The sequence below is a fragment of the Actinoplanes sp. URMC 104 genome (assembly GCF_051386375.1).
Taxonomy (GTDB): Bacteria; Actinomycetota; Actinomycetes; order Mycobacteriales; family Micromonosporaceae; genus Actinoplanes.
This window is the reverse complement of record NZ_JBPQTO010000011.1, coordinates 2,303,991-2,322,028: the sequence shown is the minus strand read 5'-3', so window position 1 is coordinate 2,322,028 and position 18,038 is coordinate 2,303,991. Positions and strand designations below refer to the sequence as shown.

The window sequence follows — 18,038 nt, the reverse complement described above, 5'->3', positions numbered from 1 at the left end:
CTGTGCCGTGGCGGGCTCCTGCCTGTTCACCCTCGTTTGAGGTGTTCGCGGTTGCTCGTCACGATCTCGTCGGACAGTGCGGGGTCCGCCTCCGCGACCGCGCGGGACACGATCAGCGCCCCGACCATCTGCGAGAACAGCGCCACAGCCTGTTCGCGGGCTTCCGCCGCGCTCAGTTCGGCGCCGGCCTGGTGTGCGCGATCGAGCACCATGTCGGTGATGGCGCTGAGGTATTCCTCCAGTCCGCGCCGGTACTCGGCCTGAGACGGTTTGCCGTGGCGTCCGGCGTCGACCGCCAGGGCGGCCGAGGGGCAGCCGGTCTCGGGGTGATCGCGGTGAGCGGCTGTCACGTACCTGTCGACCATGTCGTGCAGGGCCGCCCGGGCGGAGCCGGGATGCGCTTCGCGGATGGCGGCGAGGGCGGCGAGGGAGTCGGCGAAGCCCTGCCGGTAGACCTCGACGGCGAGGTCCTCCTTCGAGGCGAAGTGGTTGTAGAACCCTCCGTTCGTCAGACCGGCGGCCTTCATCAGCTCCTGGATGCCGACGCCGTCGACGCCGTGGAGTTTGAAGCCTTCGCCGGCCGCTCGCACGATCCTCTCGTGGTTGAGCCTCTTCTGCTCCCGGCTGATACGTGGCACCTCGGCCACCTCCTCGACAGGTCGGACACCCGGTTGTGATGTTACTCAACATCAAAAGCAGCTTTGAGTCTGATCCCGGGCTTGACTCTCAATGATGCTGCCCGACATCATTATTTTGATGTTGCACGACATCATAGTTCGAGCCCGGTCGAACGACCGAATCCAGAGGAGACCACTCATGTCCGACGTCACCACCGGCCGCACGCCGGCGTACAGCATTACCGAGGTCCTCGAGGTGCTCGACCCGCAGGGCGCCCAGCGCTACGCCGAGCTGACCCCGATCACGGTCGAGAAGTTCGGCGGCCGTTTCGTCGTCCTGGGGGCCTCGCCCACGGTCGCCGAGGGCGAGGCCGGGGTTGCGGTCGCGGTCGTCGAATGGCCCGACATGCAGACCCTGCAGGCCTGGTACGACTCCCCGGAGTACGCCCCGGCCCGCGAGATCGCCGCGACCGCCATGCGCCGCCGGCTGGTCTTCCTGCCCGGTCTCGCCCCGACGGCCTGACCCGAACCACGGCACGGCTCGACGCCCTCGACCTGAACTACCTCTCCGCCGTCCGGGTCACCAACGCGCTGCTGCCGGCGCTGCGCAGGAACGGGGAAGGCGGCGCGATCGTCAACATCTCGACGGGCCAGGCGCTCACACCCGCCGCGCCGATGGCCCATTACGGCGCCGCGAAGGCCTACCTCGTCTCGGACCGGGCCCAGTGGGTCACCGGGGCGACCCTGGTCGTCGACGGGGGCGAGCTTCCCGTCATCTGACGCCACGTTCGGTCAGCTGCCTGAAGGCCCCCGCACGAGGGCCCGCCGGCGGCGGTCAGGCGGCTGCGGCGGCGGCCTTCTTGGCGGAGCGCTTCCACCACAGGACGATCGACGTGGTCAGCGTGAAGCCGATCAGGGCGGGAGCGAGGGAGAGCGGGCTCATCTCGCCGGGCTTGACCACCGCGGCGCCGATGACGGCGTAGGAGACGGCGGACGGGATCGAGGCCAGCGTGGTGCCGAGCAGGTAGCGCTTGCGGCAGACGCTGGTGGTGCCGTAGGCGTAGCCGACCAGGCCGAAGGGCGCGAGCGGCAGGAAGCGGACGAGCAGCACGGCGGACAGGCCGCGGCGGTTGAGCCAGCCGTCGAGGCGCTGCAGCTTGCCGCCGGTGCGGGCCGCGAGGGCGCCGCGGCCGACCCAGCGGCCGGCGTAGTAGGTGGCTGCGGCGGCGATGACGGCGGCGGCCAGGGCGGTCGCGGCGCCGGTGGCGGCGCCCAGCAGGGCGCCGCAGGCGAGCGTGATGGCCGTACGGGGAACCAGCACCGAGAGCAGCAGACCCCCGACCACGGCGATCGCCACCGCGGCGGCGGGCCCGAGGGCGGCGACCGTGTCGGCGATGTCGCGCAGGGGCAGGACGGCGGCCGCGGTCGCCACGCCGGCGACGACACCGCCCAGGATGCCGAAACGGACGATCCGCCGCTTCCAGGTCATCTGCGAAGTCTGAACCTGAGGGTCCGCCGCGAGGAGTGCGCCCCGCGGGGCGATCAGGGTGTCAGTCATGCAGGAATACCGCCCAGTGCTCGTCGGGTCAGGATTTCAGGCGCCGGCGGCGGCGAGCCTTTCGGCACGCAGCCGGTCGGTCCACGTGTCGTCGACCGGGGCAAGACTATCCGCGCCGGTCGCCCATCGCAGTAGCAGATCGGCTATAGCTGGGTTGCGAGCGAGCGCGGGCCCGTGGGAGTAGGTTCCCAGGATCTTGCCGTGCCATGCTCCCTCCGTTTGACCGTCGTTGCCAATTCCGGCAGTCACCCGCGCCAGCGGGGCGACCCCGGGGCCCAGGTGCGTGCGACCGCCGTGGTTCTCGAAACCGCTCAGCGGGGGCAGGCCCAGCCGCGGGTCGATGTCGCCGCGGATCTCGCCGACCGCGCGGGTCTCGCCGCGGTCGGAGTGCAGGTCGAGCAGGCCCAGGCCGGGGCACTTGGCCCCCTTGGCGAAGAACGAGTGGCCGAACAATTGGTAACCGGCGCAGATGGCCAGCACCGCGGCGCCCTGGTTGACCGCCCGGTGCAGGCCGCCGTCGGCGATCAGCCGCTGGGCGGCGAGCGCCTGCGGGCCGTCCTCGCCGCCGCCGATGAGGTAGATGTCGGCGGTGGAGGGCATCGGCTGGTCGGACCGGACCGCGTACGTCTCCACCGGGATGCCCCGGATCGCCGCGCGGCGGGCCAGGATCAGCAGGTTGCCGCGGTCGCCGTACGTGGAGAGCAGGTCAGGGTAGATCCAGACGATCCGCAAAGCTTCAGTTGACACGGTCCAACTCCGCTCGGATGTCCTGGAACGCCGTGTAGTTGGCGATCACTTCGAGGCGGCCCATGGGCACGGTGCTGACCGCCTCGTCGAAACTCAACACGTGCCGGAAGGCGATTCCATTCACCTCGAGGCGCACGGCCAGGTCGTACGCCCGGTCGCCGGTGATCAGCACCGGCCGGTCACCCAGGGGCGAGAAGTCGACGTCGTAGAGCCACGAGGTGTCGAAGCCGTCGGGGTCGCGGGCGTTGATGGAGAGCAGCGTCGGGGCCTGCTCGGCCATGTCGAACGCCTCGAGCCAGCTCGCCGGGTTCTTCGCGAGCAGCAGGCGGATGTTGCGCCCGTCGCGGTCGACCTGGGCGTAGCGGCCGGCCACCGAGGCGACCGTCGCGAGCCGGGGAAGGGCCTCGATCGGGCGTACGCCGAACGCGGCGGCCACGGCCAGCGCGGTCGCCGCGTTGCCGAGGTTGACCGTGCCGGGCAGTTGCAGCTTCACCAGGTGCCAGTCGCCGCGCGGGTCGACCACGCCGTCCTCCTCGACGCGCCACTGGGCCTGCGGCCGGCGCAGCGGGCAGCCGGTGCACCACCAGTCGCCGTTGGCGCGCTCGATCGGGTCGCCGCTCTCGGGGCAGACCCATGAGTCGTCGGTCCAGCGCTGCCCGGCGCTGAACCACGTGACGTGCTGCGAGCCGCGGGCCGCCCACACCACCATCGGGTCGTCGGCGTTGGCGACCACGGCCACGTCGGGGTGCCCGGCGAGCGCGGTGCGCCACATCTGCGCCATCATCGCGACCTCCTTGGCCCGGTCGAGCTGGTCGCGCGAGAGGTTGAGCAGCGCGACCACCCGGGGGCTGGTCTCGTCGATGACCCGGGCCAGGTAGTGCTCGTCGACCTCGAGCACCGCGAACGGGGTGGCGCCCGCCTTGGCCAGCGCCGAGGTGTGCCCGGTGGGCATGTTGGCGCCGAAGGAGTTGGTGGCCACCGGGCCGAGCACGCCGAGCGCGGCGGCCGCCAGCCGGGTGGTGGTGGTCTTGCCGTTGGTGCCGGAGACCAGCGCGATCGCGCGGCCGGCCGCCAGGTGGCCCAGCAGGTCGGGGTCGATCTTCAGGCCGATCCACCCGCCGATGACCGAGCCGTCGCCGCGTCCCGCGGCCCTCGAGAGCGCGGCCGCGGTCTTGGACACTGAGGTCGCGACCTTGGCGCGCAGGGGCATCTTCCCGTCCGTCACGGGAGACGAGGGTACCGGAACGGGAGGTTACGTCGAGTTGCCGCAAGCCCGGTTCCGGCGGCCCGTCCGGCCGCGTACGGAAGGGCATTGAGATCAACGATTCGGCGGAGCACATTTTGGCCGGTGAAAGAGGTTTAAACTGCGGGAGAGTGAATGTGGGACCTCGGTCACTCGTTCGGTTCCTGCCAATAATGTGTTCTGATTCACGCGTAACCTTCTACGATTTGTAGTTCTCCTACTACTTGTCGTCATGGCATTTCTCGCCGGTCGGTAGCAAATCGGACAGTGTCCTTCATGCCAAACACGCTGAGTAGTCGAATCGGATCTCCCGCGGCTTCGAAATTTGAGGTAGCAAGGTCTGGCCGGCGGCACCCGCTCGCCGACTCGCGAAGACCCGGTTCACGCCGAGCCCTGCCCCGGGCCGGTCAACGCGACCACCCGAGCACCACGCACCAACCACAAAGGCATACGGGGGCAGGGACGGGGGACCCACTACTGGTCCGCTCCGCGCCACCCGCTCCGGTGGCGAACCACGGAGCAACCTCGGGGTGAAGCCGCGCTTGCGTGGCCGGGCAACCTTCCCGCCCGAACCCGACAGCTAACCTCGCAGGCGTGCCGGAGGGATATCTCTACCGTGCACGAACACAGTTCGAGCCGGGGTCGCCGCACGGCCGGCACCGGTGTGATCGCACTGTCTCTGGGTCTGTGCCTCTGCGCAGGCCAGCTGCTGGCCCCCTCGGCCGCCAGCGCCGCTCCTGTCGCCAAGGCTGCGGCCAGCGCCAAGATCAAGCCCTCGGTCCGCTCGTCGATCTCGACGCGGACGGTGACCTATGGCGGCAAGGTCAAGCTGACCGCCAAGTTCATCAACCCCACCAACGGCAAGGTGGTCACCTCGGGGACGGTCCGTCTCCAGGCGCTCCGCAAGGGCAAGTGGGTCAACTTCACGGCCAAGAGCCTCGGCAAGTCGGGCAGCGTCACGCTGACCGGTGAGCCGCACGCCAGCGGCCGGATGCGCGCCTACTACGTGGGCACGCCGACCTACAAGGCGAACGGCGGCGGCCAGTTCAACGTCGTCGTCAAGCCGAAGTCGTCGCCCGCCCGGGCGAAGATCATCAACGAGGCCAAGAAGCACGTCGGGTCGCTCTACAAGTTCGGCGCGGCCGGCCCGTCCCGCTTCGACTGCTCGGGTTACACGCTGTGGGTCTACCGCAAGGCCGTCGGCAAGAAGCTGCCGCACAAGGCCAACTCGCAGCAGAACTACGGCAAGTCGGTCGCCAAGTCCAACAAGCAGGTCGGCGACCTCATCATCTTCCGCAACGGCTCGTACGGGTACCACGCCGGCATCTACGCCGGCAGCGGCTACATGTACGACTCCCCGCACACCGGTGCGCGGGTCTCGAAGCGCAAGATGATCGGCTCGAACTACGTGGTGCGTCGCCTGGCCTGACGGCGGCTTGCATCACCGACTCAGTGGGGCGCGACCGGTTCGGTCGCGCCCCACTGTCGTCTCCCGCGGACGGTCGCACCGTCCGCGAGCGCGCCGGCGCCTTCGAGCGGCCCGCTCGCTTCCGGGGCGGGACCCCGTAACGCCGGCCGTGCTGAGGCCGGCTCTGCTTGCAGGGTCGAGCCGCGCCCCGGCTCACGCTTCTCGTGATCCTCGACGAGCGGTCTCCGTGATCCTCGACGAGCGGTCCCCGTGATCCTCCACGAGCGTCTCCGTGATCCTCCACAACCCTCCACGCGGCCCTCCACTTTCCTCCCGCGCGGGGGTTGACACCATCCGTCGGTGGGAGGTTTGGGCGTGTTCGTGCCGGTTCTCTCCGAGGGGGACGGCAGGATGTCGGAAACCGGACGGGGTTGATCATGCTCTTCCCCTCCACTTCCCATCCACGTCGTTGAGCTGCGGTTTCTTCTGTGAAGCGGGTTCGCGAACCCGTCCAATCGGCTTGCGGGTGGAGGGAAGTGGAGTAGAGTGGAGCGCAGTGGCAGGGCCGAGAGTCGAACTGACCTGAGGGACCTGCCGGCCCGAGTTGACAGGCGGACCGCGAACCGCCAAGGGCAGGGGGTGAGGGCCGATGTTCCTCGGCACGCACACCCCGCGCCTCGACGACAAGGGGCGGCTGATCCTTCCGGCGAAGTTCCGTGATGAGCTGGCGGGAGGTGTCGTGATCACCAAGGGGCAGGAACGCTGCTTGTACGTGTTCCCGATGCCGGAGTTCCAGCGCATCGCCGGCCAGCTGCGCGAGGCGCCGGTCACGAACAAGGCGGCCCGGGCCTACAGCCGGGTCTTCTTCGCCAGCGCGCACGACGAGATCCCGGACAAGCAGGGGCGGGTGACCATCCCGGTGCACCTTCGGGAGTACGCGGCGCTCGACCGTGAGCTCGTCGTGATCGGCGCGAGCACCCGCGTCGAGATCTGGGACAAGCGGTCCTGGGAGGACTACCTCGCGGCCAGCGAGGACGAGTTCGCCGACATCGAAGAGGGGGTGCTGCCCGGCGGACTGTGAGGCGTGGCACTCGACTGGGCCCGCGAACGGCCCGGACGTCCCCGCCTCCGTACTGCGAGATCTCCAGCCGCTCCCGCTCCTGGCGCCTCTTCCCCGGCGCCAGGCGCGTGTCCGGCCCAGGGCGCGCCCGATGGCAACGGGCACGAGCGGATGGGGATCTGGCGGTACGGACGGGCGTCCGGCGAGCCGCGGAAACGTAGGGACGCGGCAGTGTGACCGACGATCCGGCAGGTCGGTGCCGGGACGGACGCGCGTGACAGTCGAGGTGGGGCGATGGGGGTCGACATGGGGGAGCTGCGCGGCACGCACGTGCCGGTGCTGCTCGAGCGCTGCCTCGAGCTGCTCGCCCCGGCGCTCCGGCTGCCGGGCGCGGTCCACGTGGACTTCACGCTCGGGCTCGGCGGGCACGCGGAGGCGGTGCTCGAGCGGTTTCCGGACGTCGTCCTGATCGGACTCGACCGGGACACGGAGGCGCTGGCTCACTCGCGGCACCGTCTGGCCAGGTTCGCCGGCCGTACGCACCTGGTGCACGCGGTCTACGACGAGCTGCCGCGGGTGCTCGACGGGCTCGACGTCCCGGCGATCCACAGCGGACTGTTCGACCTCGGCGTCTCGTCGTTGCAGCTGGACGAGGCGGACCGCGGTTTCGCGTACGCCCAGGACGCTCCGCTGGACATGCGGATGGACCAGACGTCGGGCTTCACCGCGGAGCACGTCGTCAACGAGTACGAGCCGGGCCAGTTGGTGCGGATCCTGCGCACGTACGGCGAGGAGAAGTTCGCGCAGCGGATCGTCTCGTCGATCGTGCGGGAGCGGCAGAAGGGCCGGATCACGTCGACCGCCCGGCTCGCCGAGCTGGTGAAGGACGCGATCCCGGCCGCCGCGCGGCGAACGGGTGGAAATCCCGCGAAAAGAACGTTTCAGGCGCTACGTATTGAGGTAAATGGCGAGCTCGCCACCCTCGAGGCTGCCGTTCCGGCTGCCTTGGACGCATTGGCCCCGAAAGGGCGCCTTGTGGTGATGAGCTACCAATCGTTGGAGGACCGGATCGTCAAGCGCGCGCTCACCGCGAGGACGCGCAGCACCGGGCCGGTCGACCTGCCGGTCGAGCTGCCCGGGACGGGTCCGACGCTGCGGCTGCTGACAAGGGGGTCGGAGCCGCCCAGCGAGCAGGAGGTGGCGGCCAACCCGCGAGCGGCTTCGGTGAAGCTGCGCGCGGTGGAGCGGCTCGACAGGCACGACGGCACTTCCGGGGCCGCCCGCGAACGGCCCCGACTGTCTACAACGCACGGGGGACGAGGGCGGTTACGCCCGGGGGAACAGCAAGAGGGGGAGGGGAAAGCATGAGCGAGCGCACCCAGGCGCCGCGGCCGGGGGGCCGGGCCGCGGAACCGCAGCGTCCGGTCACCGGGCGGCGCGAGACGGGGTCGAGCCGCGATGCGCAAGCCCCGGGAAGTGCCGGCCGGGGGGCGCGGCACTTCACCGAGGACCAGGACGGCGGGCCGCGCCGATCCGACACGCGCCGGTCAGGGATCCGGAACCGGGACGAAAGCCGCGAGCGGGGGGAGGCCCGCGCGCGGGCCGAGGCTCGCGCGCGGGCCGAGGCTCGCGAGGGGCGTTCCCGCACGGGCCGGACCGACGGCGTCCGCGCCGAGGGAGTCCGGGCCAAGGCGCGGGACACCGAGGGCGTCCGGGCCAAGGGGCGCGACACCGAGGGTGTGCGGGCGAAGTCGCGGGCGAGCGAGGCCGTACGGGCCGAGGCGCGCGGCGGAGTGAGCGGCCAGGCGGACGCCGGGGTGCGTGCCGGGCGGGAGCGCAAGATCTCGCTCGGGCCGGACAAGAACGCGATCGTGGCGGGCGTGCGGGGTCGTCTGGCCGCGGAGCGGAACAAGGTGGACGCTCCGGTCGACGGCGCCACGGCGCTGCAGATCGAGGTGACCGCCGCCGAGCCGCTGCGCGCCACCGACGCCGCCGCCGGGGCGCCGCGTCTGCGGGTCGCCCCGCCGCCGCCGATCCAGGGCGGGCCGCGGGCGCCGTTCGTCGCGGGCGTCATCGGGCTCGTGGTCGTCGGGGTGCTCGGCATTCTGCTGATCAACACGAAGACCAACGAGAACTCGTTCCGCATCGCCGACCTGCAGAACCAGAACACCGTGCTGGAGAACCAGCGGCAGGAGCTGGACAACCAGCTGGTCGAGGCGTCGAGCATCGGCAACCTCGACGCCGCGGCCCGCCGGCTGGGGCTGGTGCGGGCGAACATCCAGGAGGTCGCCCAGCTGCGGCTGCCGGACGGCCACATCATCAACGTGCCCAAGCCGGCCCGCGGCAGGCAGTCGCCGACGTACCTCGAGCCGGTCGAGCGCCCGGGCGCCGGGGCGCCCGCCGCCGGCACGGGCACCGGGCGGTAGGTCCGGATGCCGCCTCGATCCGACGACACTCCACCGCGCCGGGGCACTCAGCCCCGGCGCGGCACGTCTCGTGACGTGCCCGCCGACGAGGACGCGACGCCCGGGGGCCGGCAGGGCCGCGGGTTCGGCGGCATCGGCGACGCGCGGGCGTACACCCCGCGCGGGCGCACCGTGGCCGAACGCGACCAGCGCACCCGCTCGCCGCGGGCCGCCCGCACCACCGACCCGTTCCGCCCCGCGCTGCAGGTGCTCGACGGCGGTCAGCCGCCGCGCCGGGGCCGGCAGGCCGAGGCCGAGCCGCGCACCCGGCAGCCGCGGGACGCCCGCGAGCGGCCGGAGAAGAAGCAGCCGCCGCGCAGCCGCCGGCCCGAGCCCGAGCCCGAGCTCGACGACGAGCCGCCCACCGCTCCGGAGCGCCGCCGCGGACGGACGGTCGCCCGCACGGCCGCCACCCGCACGGTCGCCGACAAGGCCCGCGGCCGGACGACCGCGGCCAGGGCCGCCCGGCCGAGCCGCGCCGCGGCCCCCACCCGTACGGCGGGGAAACCGGGACCCCGGCGGACCGTGACCGGACCGCGGGTCGACCGTGCCCTGCGCGCGGTCACGCCCGAGCCGCCCAAGCTGGCCAACAGCACCCGGCGTCTGCGGATCGGCGCCGTCGTGGCGCTCTCGCTGTTCGTGATGATCGGCGTGCGGCTCGTGATCCTGCAGGTCGCCGCGTCGCCCGCGGACGCCGACCGGCTGCTGGAGCTGCGTGAGGACCGGCTCGCCGAGGTGCGGCTGCCGGCGCCGCGGGGCAGCATCCTCGACCGCGACGGCACCGTGCTCGCGCACAGCGTCGACGCCCGGTTCGTCGGCGCGGACCCCGAGCTGGTCAAGGACCCGGCGCGGACCGCGGCCATCCTCTCGCCGATCATCCGCGTGGCGCAGTCCAAGCTGATCCCGCTGATGACCCCGCACAAGCGGCCCGGCGGCGGGCAGTCCCGGTTCGAGTTCCTCGCGCAGGGCGTCGACATCTCGGTGGGCGACCGCATCGCCGCCATGAAGCTGCCCGGCATCGTGGTCAAGGAGGACGAGCGCCGCGACGTGCCCAACGCCGACCTGGCCGCCAACCTGATCGGGTTCACCGGCGCGGACAACTCCGGCCTCGAGGGGCTGGAGGCGCGGTACGACTCGCTGCTGCGCGGCACCGACGGCGAGCGCGTCTTCGAGATCGGCAAGGGCGACCTCAACAAGCCGATCCCGAGCGGCTACGAGACGTACGTCGCCCCGCAGCCCGGCACCTCGCTCAACCTCACCATCGACGGCGACCTGCAGTACGAGGTGCAGCGGATCCTCGGCGAGGAGGGCAAGCGCACCAAGGCCACGATGGCCGGCGCGGTGGTGCTCGACGTGCGGACCGGCGAGGTGCTGGCGCAGGCGAGCTACCCCACCTACAACGCCGCGAAGCCCGACGCCTACGAGCCGACCGAGCGCGAGGACGTGCCGAGCAGCATCGTGGCCGACCCCGGCTCGGTCCACAAGGCGTTCATCTTCGGCGCGGCCCTGCAGGAGGGGCTGATCAAGCCGGACACCATCATGACCATCGGCCCGGCCCTGGAGCGCGGCGGCTACCGCTTCCAGGACAGCCACATGCAGCCCAAGGGCACCAAGATGACGCTGCCGGGCCTGCTGGCGTACTCGTCCAACGTGGGCACGATCCTCATCGCCGACAAGCTCGGCAAGGAGAAGGTCTACGAGTACCAGCAGAAGTTCGGGCTGGGCCGGGCGACCGGCGAGGGCATGCCGGGCGAGGCGGAGGGCCACATCCTCCCGCCGGATCAGTGGAGCGGCTCGGCGTCGGGCTCGGTGCCGCTGGGCATGAGCGTGGACGCCACGCTGATCCAGATGGCGGCCGGCTACGCGGCGATCGCGAACGACGGCGAGTACGTGCAGCCGCACCTGATCAAGTCGATGACCTCGGGCAAGGACGGCCGGGTGACCGAGGCCGCGGCTCCGGAGCGGCGCCGCGTGCTCGATCCGGAGGTGGCGTCGCAGCTGCGGACCATGATGGAGGCCGTGGTCGACAACGACGGCGGCACGGGTACCCAGGCGGCCGTCGGCGGCTACCGGGTGGCGGGCAAGACCGGCACCGGCAAGCGGCTGATCGACGGGCAGTACACCAGCGCCAACTACGGCTCGTTCATCGGCATGGCGCCGGCCGAGAACCCGCGGTACGTCATCGCGGTGTCGGCGGACGTGCCGAGGGGCACCGGCGGCGACGTGGCGGCGCCGGCGTTCGCGAAGATGATGTCGTTCGCGCTGCTGCACTACCGCGTTCCGCCGTCGACCACCGAGCCGCCCACGTTCAAGATCCATCCGTGAGCGAGCATGGCGTTTTCCGTACGAAGCCGGGCACGGGGTAGGGTCTGACGCCGTGCCCGGCATTCCCCGTCCCGAGACCGTCGTCCCCTATCGGCTGGCACGTCTGGCGGCTCTGCTGCCGGCCACGCTGACCGGCGCGGACGCCGAGGTCACCGGCATCACGCACGACAGCCGCGCGGTGCGCCCCGGCGACCTCTACGCGGCCCTGCCGGGAGCCAACCGCCACGGCGCCGAGTTCGTGGCCGACGTGGCGGCGGCGGGCGCGGCCGCGGTGCTGACCGACGCGACCGGCCGGGACGCCGCGGTGGCCGCCGGGCTGCCGGTTCTGGTGGCCGACGACCCGCGGGCGGTGCTCGGCACGGCGGCGGCCGCGATCTACGGCGACCCCTCCGGCCGGCTCACGATGATCGGCATCACCGGCACGGCGGGCAAGACCTCCACGGCGTACCTCGTGGAGTCGGGCCTGCGCGCGTCCGGAGTGGTCACCGGGCTGATCGGCACGGTCGAGACCCGCATCGGCGACCTGGTCGTGCCGAGCGTGCGCACCACCCCCGAGGCCACCGACGTGCACGCGATCCTCGCCGCGGGCCTGGAGCGCGGGGTCGGCGCCGTGGTGATGGAGGTGTCCAGCCACGCGCTCGCGGTCGGCCGGGTCGGCGGCATCGGGTTCACGGTCGGCGGCTACACCAACTTCGGCCTCGACCACCTCGACTTCCACGCCGACGCCGACGACTACTTCGCGGCCAAGGCGAAGCTGTTCGACGGCCGCTGCCAGTTCGAGGTGCTCAACTTCGACGACCCGGCGCTGCGCCCGCTGTTCAAGCGCACCACGATCAGCTACTCCGCCGCCGGCGACCCCGCGGCGACCTGGTGGGCCTCCGACGTGCGCCCGTCCGCGTTCGGCCAGCGGTTCACCGCGCACGGCCCGGGCGCCGAGGTGCACGCCGGGGTGGCGCTGCCCGGCCGGCACAACGTCGCGAACGCGTTGCTCGCGCTGGCCTCGCTGGTGGCCGCCGGGGTCGACCCGCAGGTCGCCGCGCGCGGGATCGCCGCGTGCCCGGGCGTTCCCGGCCGGCTCGAGCAGGTGACCGCCCCGGGCGAGGTGCTCGGCGTGGTGGACTACGCGCACAAGCCCGACGCGATCGTGGCCGCCCTGGCCGCGCTGCGCGAGCTCGCGACCGGGCGCGGCGGCCGGCTGATCTGCCTGATCGGCGCGGGCGGCGACCGCGACAAGGGCAAGCGCCCGCTGATGGGCGCGGCGGCGGCGCGCGGCGCCGACCTCGTGATCGTCACCGACGACAACCCCCGCACCGAGGACCCCGCCGCGGTGCGGGCCGCGGTGCGCGCCGGTGCGGAGCAGGCCGGCTCGGCCGCGAAGATCATCGAAATTCCGGGGCGGCGCGCCGCGATCGACGAGGCGGTCCGGCTGGCTGCCGGGGGCGACGTGATCGCGCTGCTGGGCAAGGGACACGAGCGGGGCCAGGAGGTGGACGGGCAGATGCTGCCGTTCGACGACCGGATCGAGCTCGCCGAGGCGCTGACCGCCGCGGCCGGAGGCGTGTCGTGATCCGTCTGACGCTGGCGGAGATCGCGGAGATCACCGGCGGCCGCATGGTGAACGCGGAACCCGGGCTCGCGGTCACCGGGGGAGTGGAGTACGACTCCCGCAAGATCGAGCCGGGCGGGCTGTTCGTCGCGTTCGAGGGCGAGAAGGTCGACGGGCACGAGTACGCGGGCACCGCGGTCGCCGCCGGGGCCGCCGCCGTGCTGAGCACCCGCGACACCGGGCAGCCCGGCGTGCTGGTCGCCGAGCCGCTGGTGGCGCTCGCCGCGCTGGCCCAGGCCGTGGTCACCCGGCTGGACGGGCTCACCGTCGTCGGGCTCACCGGCTCCAGCGGCAAGACGACCACGAAGGACTACATCGGCCAGCTGCTCGCGCGGCTGGGGCCGACCGTGGCGCCGGCCGGGTCGCTCAACAACGAGCTCGGGTTCCCGTACACGGTCCTGCAGGCGACCACCGAGACGCGGTTCCTCGTGCTGGAGATGGGCGCGCGCGGCATCGGGCACATCCGCTACCTCACCGACATCGCGCGGCCGTCGATCGGCGCGGTGCTCAACGTCGGGGCCGCCCACATCGGGGAGTTCGGGTCGGTCGAGGGGACCGCGCGGGCCAAGGGTGAGCTGGTGGAGGCGCTGCCGGCCGACGGCGTCGCCGTGCTCAACGCCGACGACCCGCTGGTCTCCGGGATGGCGTCGCGCACCCGCGCCCGCATCGTCCTCGTGGGCGAATCCGACATTTCGGATCTGCGCGCGTCGGAGGTCCGCCTCGACGACGGCGGCCGAGCGTCCTACAGGATGCATTCCGGGGCCCGCGTGGCCGCGGTGAAGCTGGCCGTGGCGGGGCGCCACCAGGTGGCGAACACCCTCGCCGCGGGCGCGGTCGCGCTGGCGGCCGGGATGCCGTTCGAGGAGCTGGCCACCGCGCTGGGCGAGGTCGGCATCGTCTCGAGCCGCCGGATGGACGTCTTCACCCGGCCCGACGGCGCCACGGTGATCGACGACTCGTACAACGCCAACCCGTCGTCGACGGCGGCCGCGCTGCACGCGCTCGCCGCGATGGCCGGCGGCCGGCGCGCCACCGCCGTGCTCGGCTACATGGCCGAGCTGGGCGAGCACGAGCGCTCCGGCCACGAGGAGGTGGGCCGGCTCGCCGCCGAGCTCGGCGTGGACCGGCTCGTCGTCGTCGGCCACGAGGCCGCGCCCGTTGCCGACGGCGCGCACACTGTCGAGGGCTGGAAGGGCGAGGCCGTCGTCGTGCCCGACCAGGCCGCCGCCATCGCGCTGCTGGCGGGCGACCTGCACGGCGGCGACGTCGTGCTGGTCAAGGGTTCCCGGTACCGCACGTGGGACGTGGTGGACTCACTGCGCCCCGAGGAGGTTCGCCCGTGAGGGCAGTCATCGTCGCGGCCGCGGTCGCGTTCATCATCTCGCTGTTCGGCACCCCGGTGGCGATCCGCGTCTTCACGGCGCTCAAGGCGGGCCAGCCGATCCGTACCCTCGGGCCGGCCACCCACCAGGGCAAGAAGGGCACGCCCACGATGGGCGGGGTCGCGTTCATCGTGGCCACCGTCTTCGCGTACGTGGCCGGGCACATCGCGCTGACCACGCTGCCCGATCGGCAGATCGCGCAGGAGTCGCCGACCATGACGGCGCTCGTGCTGCTCGGCCTGTTCGTGTTCTGCGGCGTCGTCGGGTTCCTCGACGACTTCCTCAAGGTGCGCCGCCGCAACTCCGACGGCCTGAGCGCCAAGGGCAAGCTGCTCGGCCAGCTGATCGTCGGCGGCGCGTTCGCCATCGTCGCGCTCTACGTGCCGAGCACCAACGGCGAGACGGTGGCCAGCGAGAGCATCTCGTTCATCCGCGACATCAGCTGGCTCGACGTCGGCAAGATCGGCTCGGTGCTGGTCTTCGTCTTCGTCATCATGGCCATGTCGAACGGCGTGAACCTCACCGACGGCCTCGACGGCCTGGCCACCGGCGCCTCGATCCTGGTGCTGGGGGCGTACGCCCTGATCGGCTTCTGGCAGTACCGGCACTGGTGCGGCGACTCCGACTACGCGCGGGTCAACGACTACTGCTACCAGGTGCGGGACCCGCTGGAGATCGCCATGATCGCGGCGGCCGCGGCGGCCGCCTGCGTGGGCTTCCTGTGGTGGAACACGTCGCCGGCACGCATCTTCATGGGCGACACCGGCGCGCTCGGGCTCGGCGGCCTGATCGGCGGCCTGGCCGTGGCCACCCGCACCACGCTGCTGTCGGTCATCATCGGCGGCCTGTTCGTCATCATCACGATGTCCGTGGTCATCCAGATCATCTCGTTCAAGACCACCGGCAAGCGGGTGTTCCGCATGTCGCCGCTGCAGCACCACTTCGAGCTCGCGGGGTGGAGCGAGGTCAACATCGTGGTGCGGTTCTGGATCGTGGCGGGCATCTGCGTGGCGATCGGCCTCGGCCTGTTCTACTCGGACTTCCTCGCCGTCATGGGATAGATCTCTCCCGCGACACGCCCTCGCTGTGACACGGCGGGGCGTGCCGCCGGGACGAAGATGAGCGCATGGCGGAAGACCGGATTCAGCAGGAACCCCGCCCGTCACTGAGCCGGCAGCTGCTGCCCGCGGTGCACGGGATGCTGGCGCGTCCGCTCTCCTCGTACTACCTGCTGCTGGCGAGCTCGGGTCTGCTGCTGCTGATCGGCCTCACCATGGTCTTCTCGGCGACCAGCGTCAAGGCGTACGCCGAGAACGGCAACGCCTTCAGCGCGATCGCCAACCAGGCCGTCTTCGCGCTGCTCGGCCTGTTCGCGTTCTGGGTCTGCCAGCGCCTGCCCGCCCGCACGCTGCGCGACGTCGGCAAGTACGTGCTGGGCGCGGCGATCGTGCTGCTGGGCATCCTCGACCTGCTCGAGGCGCTCGCCTCCGTCGGGCTGCTGAAACAGCCGCAGATCGGCCCGATCCACGCCGAGCTGCTCTGGCTCTATCTGGGCCCGATCGGCCTGCAGCCCGCCGAGCTCGCCAAGCTGGGCCTGGTGCTGTGGGGCGCCGACGTGGTGGCGCGCAAAGGGGCGGCGCTGGGGCACTGGCGGGAGCTGTCCCGGCCGCTGTTCCCGGTGATCGGCCTGCTGTTCGTGCTGGTCGGCTACAACGACCTGGGCAGCATGCTGGTGCTGCTCGCGCTGATCGTCGGCCTGCTGTGGGCGGCCGGCATCCGCCTGCGGATCTTCGCCGCGCTGGGCGTGCTCGGCCTGGCCGGCATCAGCCTGCTGATCGCGGCCGCGTCCGGCGGCGCGGGCTCGGGCGAGGCCGGGGCGGAGAACTACCGGCTGGCCCGGCTCACCAACTTCCTGCAGCCGCTCGACCAGTGCGACCTCGACGGCCCCTGCTACCAGCTCATCCAGGCCCGCTCGGCGATCTTCGAGGGCGGCTGGTTCGGGGTCGGGCTGGGCAAGGGCGCGCTCAAGTGGAACTGGCTGCCCGAGGCCGACAACGACTTCATCTTCGCGGTGGTCGCCGAGGAGCTCGGCGTGGTCGGCTGCACGGTCATCCTGGCGTTGTTCTCGGTGCTGGCGTACACCGGGTTCCGGATCGCCCGCCGCTCGCAGGACCCGTTCCGCCGGCTGGCTGCCGCCGCGATCACCACGTGGCTGGTCGCGCAGGCCGTCATCAACATCGGCGGCGTGACCGGCATGCTGCCGATCACCGGCCTGCCGCTGCCGTTCATCTCCGCAGGTGGCAGCGCGCTGGTCGTGACCATGGCGGCGGTCGGCATGCTTGCCTCGTTCGCCCGCGCCGAGCCGGGTGCGTCACGTGCGCTGAACGCGCGTCCGCCCGCGAGATGGGTACGGCTAGTCTGGGCCCCGCTGCCGCCGCTTCCCCCGTCACCGCGGCGGGCTGCGCCCGCCCGGGCCACGACGGAGGCGGGGAGCGGGAGGAGACGGTAATGGGGTTGCTGCGGTCAGTCGTGCTCGCCGGAGGGGGCACCGGCGGTCACATCTATCCGCTGCTGGCCTTCGCCGACGCCATCAAGCGGCACTATCCCGAGGTGCTGATCACCACGCTGGGCAGCCCGCAGGGCATGGAGAACGAGCTGATCCCGCCGGCCGGCTACGACCTGCGCGTGATTCCCGCGTTCCAGCTGCCGCGGTCGCTGAACCTCAACCTGATCCGCACGCCCGACCGCATGTGGAAGTCGGCGCACGCGGCGGGCAAGGTGCTCGACGAGGTCAAGGCCGACGTGGTGGTCGGCTTCGGCGGCTACGTCTCGGTCCCGGCCTATCTGGCGGCGTGGCGGCGCGAGGTGCCGATCGTCATCCACGAGGTCAACGTGCCGCCGGGCGTCGCCAACCGGATGGGCATGCGGTTCACGAAAAACGTCGCGGTCGGCTTCCCGCAGCAGCCGCAGCAGGCCGAGTCGCTCAAGGACGCGCGCGTGGTCGGCGTCCCGCTGCGCACCGCGCTCACCCGCCTCGACCGCGCGGCGCTGCGCCCCCAGGCGCTCCAGCACTTCGGGCTGCGCCCCGACCTGCCGGTGCTGTTCGTCTCGGGCGGCTCGTCCGGCGCCCGCACGATCAACCTCGCCGTCGCCGCGGCCGCCAAGCGCCTGACCCACGCGGGCGTCCAGGTGCTGCACGTGCAGGGCGGCCGCAACGACCCGTTCGACGTGCCGGCCGACCTCCCGGTGCCCTACCGGGTGCTGCCCTACCTGTCCGACATGCACCTGGGGTACGCGGCGGCCGACCTCATGCTCTGCCGCGGCGGCGCGATCACGGTGGCCGAGACGACGGCGCTCGGCGTGCCGGCGATCTACGTCCCCTACCCGTACAGCAACCAGGAGCAGACGCGCAACGCCCAGCCGGTGGTCCAGGCCGGCGGCGGCGTGCTGGTCGCCAACGACGACGTCACTCCCGAGTGGATCGAGCAGCAGGTCATCCCGCTGGCGCGGGACCCCCACCGCCTCGCCGCGATGGGCCAGGCGGCCGCCCGGTACGGTCGTCGCGACGGTGACGAGGCGCTGCTCGAGTTCGTTCTCGAAGCGGTGGCCAAGGCCCGATGACTTTTC

16 protein-coding genes and 1 riboswitch are annotated in these 18,038 nt (G+C 72.0%); of the genes, 12 read left to right on the top strand and 4 right to left on the bottom strand.

What is annotated here, in order from left to right; translation table 11 throughout:
* Window positions 1-26 precede the first annotated feature (26 nt).
* Window positions 27-647, bottom strand: coding sequence for a TetR/AcrR family transcriptional regulator (locus ACSNN8_RS36520; RefSeq protein WP_436654736.1), 621 nt, complete (start codon window positions 645-647; stop codon window positions 27-29).
* Between the two features lie 169 nt (window positions 648-816).
* Between ACSNN8_RS36520 and ACSNN8_RS36515 the strand changes: the two genes are divergently transcribed.
* Entirely contained in the window at window positions 817-1,140 is a 324-nt protein-coding gene (locus tag ACSNN8_RS36515) for a DUF1330 domain-containing protein (RefSeq protein ID WP_436654735.1), read from the top strand.
* Window positions 1,041-1,397: an SDR family NAD(P)-dependent oxidoreductase gene (locus ACSNN8_RS36510; RefSeq protein ID WP_436655555.1), complete on the top strand. Its 357-nt coding sequence runs from the start codon at window positions 1,041-1,043 to the stop codon at window positions 1,395-1,397. Before ACSNN8_RS36515 ends, ACSNN8_RS36510 begins: the two co-directional genes overlap by 100 nt.
* A gap of 55 nt (window positions 1,398-1,452) precedes the next feature.
* On the opposite strand, the gene ACSNN8_RS36505 is transcribed toward ACSNN8_RS36510, so the two are convergent.
* The 3 genes from ACSNN8_RS36505 to ACSNN8_RS36495 all read right to left on the bottom strand — a co-directional run bounded on the left by ACSNN8_RS36505 (window position 1,453) and on the right by ACSNN8_RS36495 (window position 4,132).
* Window positions 1,453-2,106, bottom strand: a complete 654-nt coding sequence (locus ACSNN8_RS36505) for a TVP38/TMEM64 family protein (protein ID WP_436654734.1) — start codon at window positions 2,104-2,106, stop codon at window positions 1,453-1,455.
* Between the two features lie 105 nt (window positions 2,107-2,211).
* Entirely contained in the window at window positions 2,212-2,922 is a 711-nt protein-coding gene (locus ACSNN8_RS36500) for a type 1 glutamine amidotransferase (protein WP_436654733.1), read from the bottom strand.
* Window positions 2,912-4,132 carry a MurT ligase domain-containing protein gene (locus ACSNN8_RS36495; protein ID WP_436655553.1) on the bottom strand — a complete coding sequence of 407 codons (1,221 nt, stop codon included), beginning with the start codon at window positions 4,130-4,132 and terminating at the stop codon, window positions 2,912-2,914. Before ACSNN8_RS36495 ends, ACSNN8_RS36500 begins: the two co-directional genes overlap by 11 nt.
* Window positions 4,133-4,638: 506 nt before the next feature.
* A riboswitch (cyclic di-AMP (ydaO/yuaA leader) is annotated at window positions 4,639-4,775 on the top strand.
* 54 nt (window positions 4,776-4,829) lie between these two features.
* Between ACSNN8_RS36495 and ACSNN8_RS36490 the strand changes: the two genes are divergently transcribed.
* The 10 genes from ACSNN8_RS36490 to murG all read left to right on the top strand — a co-directional run bounded on the left by ACSNN8_RS36490 (window position 4,830) and on the right by murG (window position 18,032).
* Window positions 4,830-5,594 (top strand): C40 family peptidase, encoded by a 765-nt coding sequence (locus ACSNN8_RS36490; RefSeq protein ID WP_436654732.1) that lies wholly within the window; start codon window positions 4,830-4,832, stop codon window positions 5,592-5,594.
* Between the two features lie 628 nt (window positions 5,595-6,222).
* Window positions 6,223-6,654, top strand: a complete 432-nt coding sequence (mraZ, locus tag ACSNN8_RS36485) for a division/cell wall cluster transcriptional repressor MraZ (RefSeq protein WP_436654731.1) — start codon at window positions 6,223-6,225, stop codon at window positions 6,652-6,654.
* A gap of 273 nt (window positions 6,655-6,927) precedes the next feature.
* Window positions 6,928-8,001, top strand: coding sequence for a 16S rRNA (cytosine(1402)-N(4))-methyltransferase RsmH (gene rsmH, locus ACSNN8_RS36480; protein WP_436654730.1), 1,074 nt, complete (start codon window positions 6,928-6,930; stop codon window positions 7,999-8,001).
* A complete protein-coding gene (locus ACSNN8_RS36475; protein ID WP_436654729.1) occupies window positions 7,998-9,059 on the top strand; it encodes a hypothetical protein in 1,062 nt (353 codons plus the stop codon). The genes rsmH and ACSNN8_RS36475 overlap by 4 nt, the downstream gene beginning before the upstream one ends.
* 75 nt (window positions 9,060-9,134) lie before the next feature.
* Entirely contained in the window at window positions 9,135-11,423 is a 2,289-nt protein-coding gene (locus ACSNN8_RS36470; protein WP_436654728.1) for a penicillin-binding transpeptidase domain-containing protein, read from the top strand.
* Window positions 11,424-11,475: 52 nt separating this feature from the next.
* Window positions 11,476-12,990, top strand: a complete 1,515-nt coding sequence (locus ACSNN8_RS36465) for a UDP-N-acetylmuramoyl-L-alanyl-D-glutamate--2,6-diaminopimelate ligase (protein ID WP_436654727.1) — start codon at window positions 11,476-11,478, stop codon at window positions 12,988-12,990.
* Entirely contained in the window at window positions 12,987-14,372 is a 1,386-nt protein-coding gene (locus tag ACSNN8_RS36460) for a UDP-N-acetylmuramoyl-tripeptide--D-alanyl-D-alanine ligase (protein ID WP_436654726.1), read from the top strand. Before ACSNN8_RS36465 ends, ACSNN8_RS36460 begins: the two co-directional genes overlap by 4 nt.
* Window positions 14,369-15,472, top strand: a complete 1,104-nt coding sequence (mraY, locus tag ACSNN8_RS36455) for a phospho-N-acetylmuramoyl-pentapeptide-transferase (RefSeq protein WP_436654725.1) — start codon at window positions 14,369-14,371, stop codon at window positions 15,470-15,472. Before ACSNN8_RS36460 ends, mraY begins: the two co-directional genes overlap by 4 nt.
* A gap of 65 nt (window positions 15,473-15,537) precedes the next feature.
* A complete protein-coding gene (locus tag ACSNN8_RS36450) occupies window positions 15,538-16,920 on the top strand; it encodes an FtsW/RodA/SpoVE family cell cycle protein (protein ID WP_436654724.1) in 1,383 nt (460 codons plus the stop codon).
* On the top strand, window positions 16,920-18,032 hold the full coding sequence (murG, locus tag ACSNN8_RS36445; RefSeq protein WP_436654723.1) for an undecaprenyldiphospho-muramoylpentapeptide beta-N-acetylglucosaminyltransferase: 1,113 nt from the start codon (window positions 16,920-16,922) through the stop codon (window positions 18,030-18,032). The genes ACSNN8_RS36450 and murG overlap by 1 nt, the downstream gene beginning before the upstream one ends.
* The last annotated feature ends 6 nt before the right edge of the window (window positions 18,033-18,038 follow it).

Coding starts and splice junctions, on each gene's coding strand:
- ACSNN8_RS36475 (WP_436654729.1), top strand. CDS start 7,998: ATGAGCGAGCGCACCCAGGCGCCGCGGCCGGGGGGCCGGGCCGCGGAA.
- ACSNN8_RS36450 (WP_436654724.1), top strand. CDS start 15,538: ATGGCGGAAGACCGGATTCAGCAGGAACCCCGCCCGTCACTGAGCCGG.
- ACSNN8_RS36515 (WP_436654735.1), top strand. CDS start 817: ATGTCCGACGTCACCACCGGCCGCACGCCGGCGTACAGCATTACCGAG.
- ACSNN8_RS36505 (WP_436654734.1), bottom strand. CDS start 2,106: ATGACCTGGAAGCGGCGGATCGTCCGTTTCGGCATCCTGGGCGGTGTC.
- rsmH (WP_436654730.1), top strand. CDS start 6,928: ATGGGGGTCGACATGGGGGAGCTGCGCGGCACGCACGTGCCGGTGCTG.
- ACSNN8_RS36495 (WP_436655553.1), bottom strand. CDS start 4,132: ATGCCCCTGCGCGCCAAGGTCGCGACCTCAGTGTCCAAGACCGCGGCC.
- murG (WP_436654723.1), top strand. CDS start 16,920: ATGGGGTTGCTGCGGTCAGTCGTGCTCGCCGGAGGGGGCACCGGCGGT.
- mraZ (WP_436654731.1), top strand. CDS start 6,223: ATGTTCCTCGGCACGCACACCCCGCGCCTCGACGACAAGGGGCGGCTG.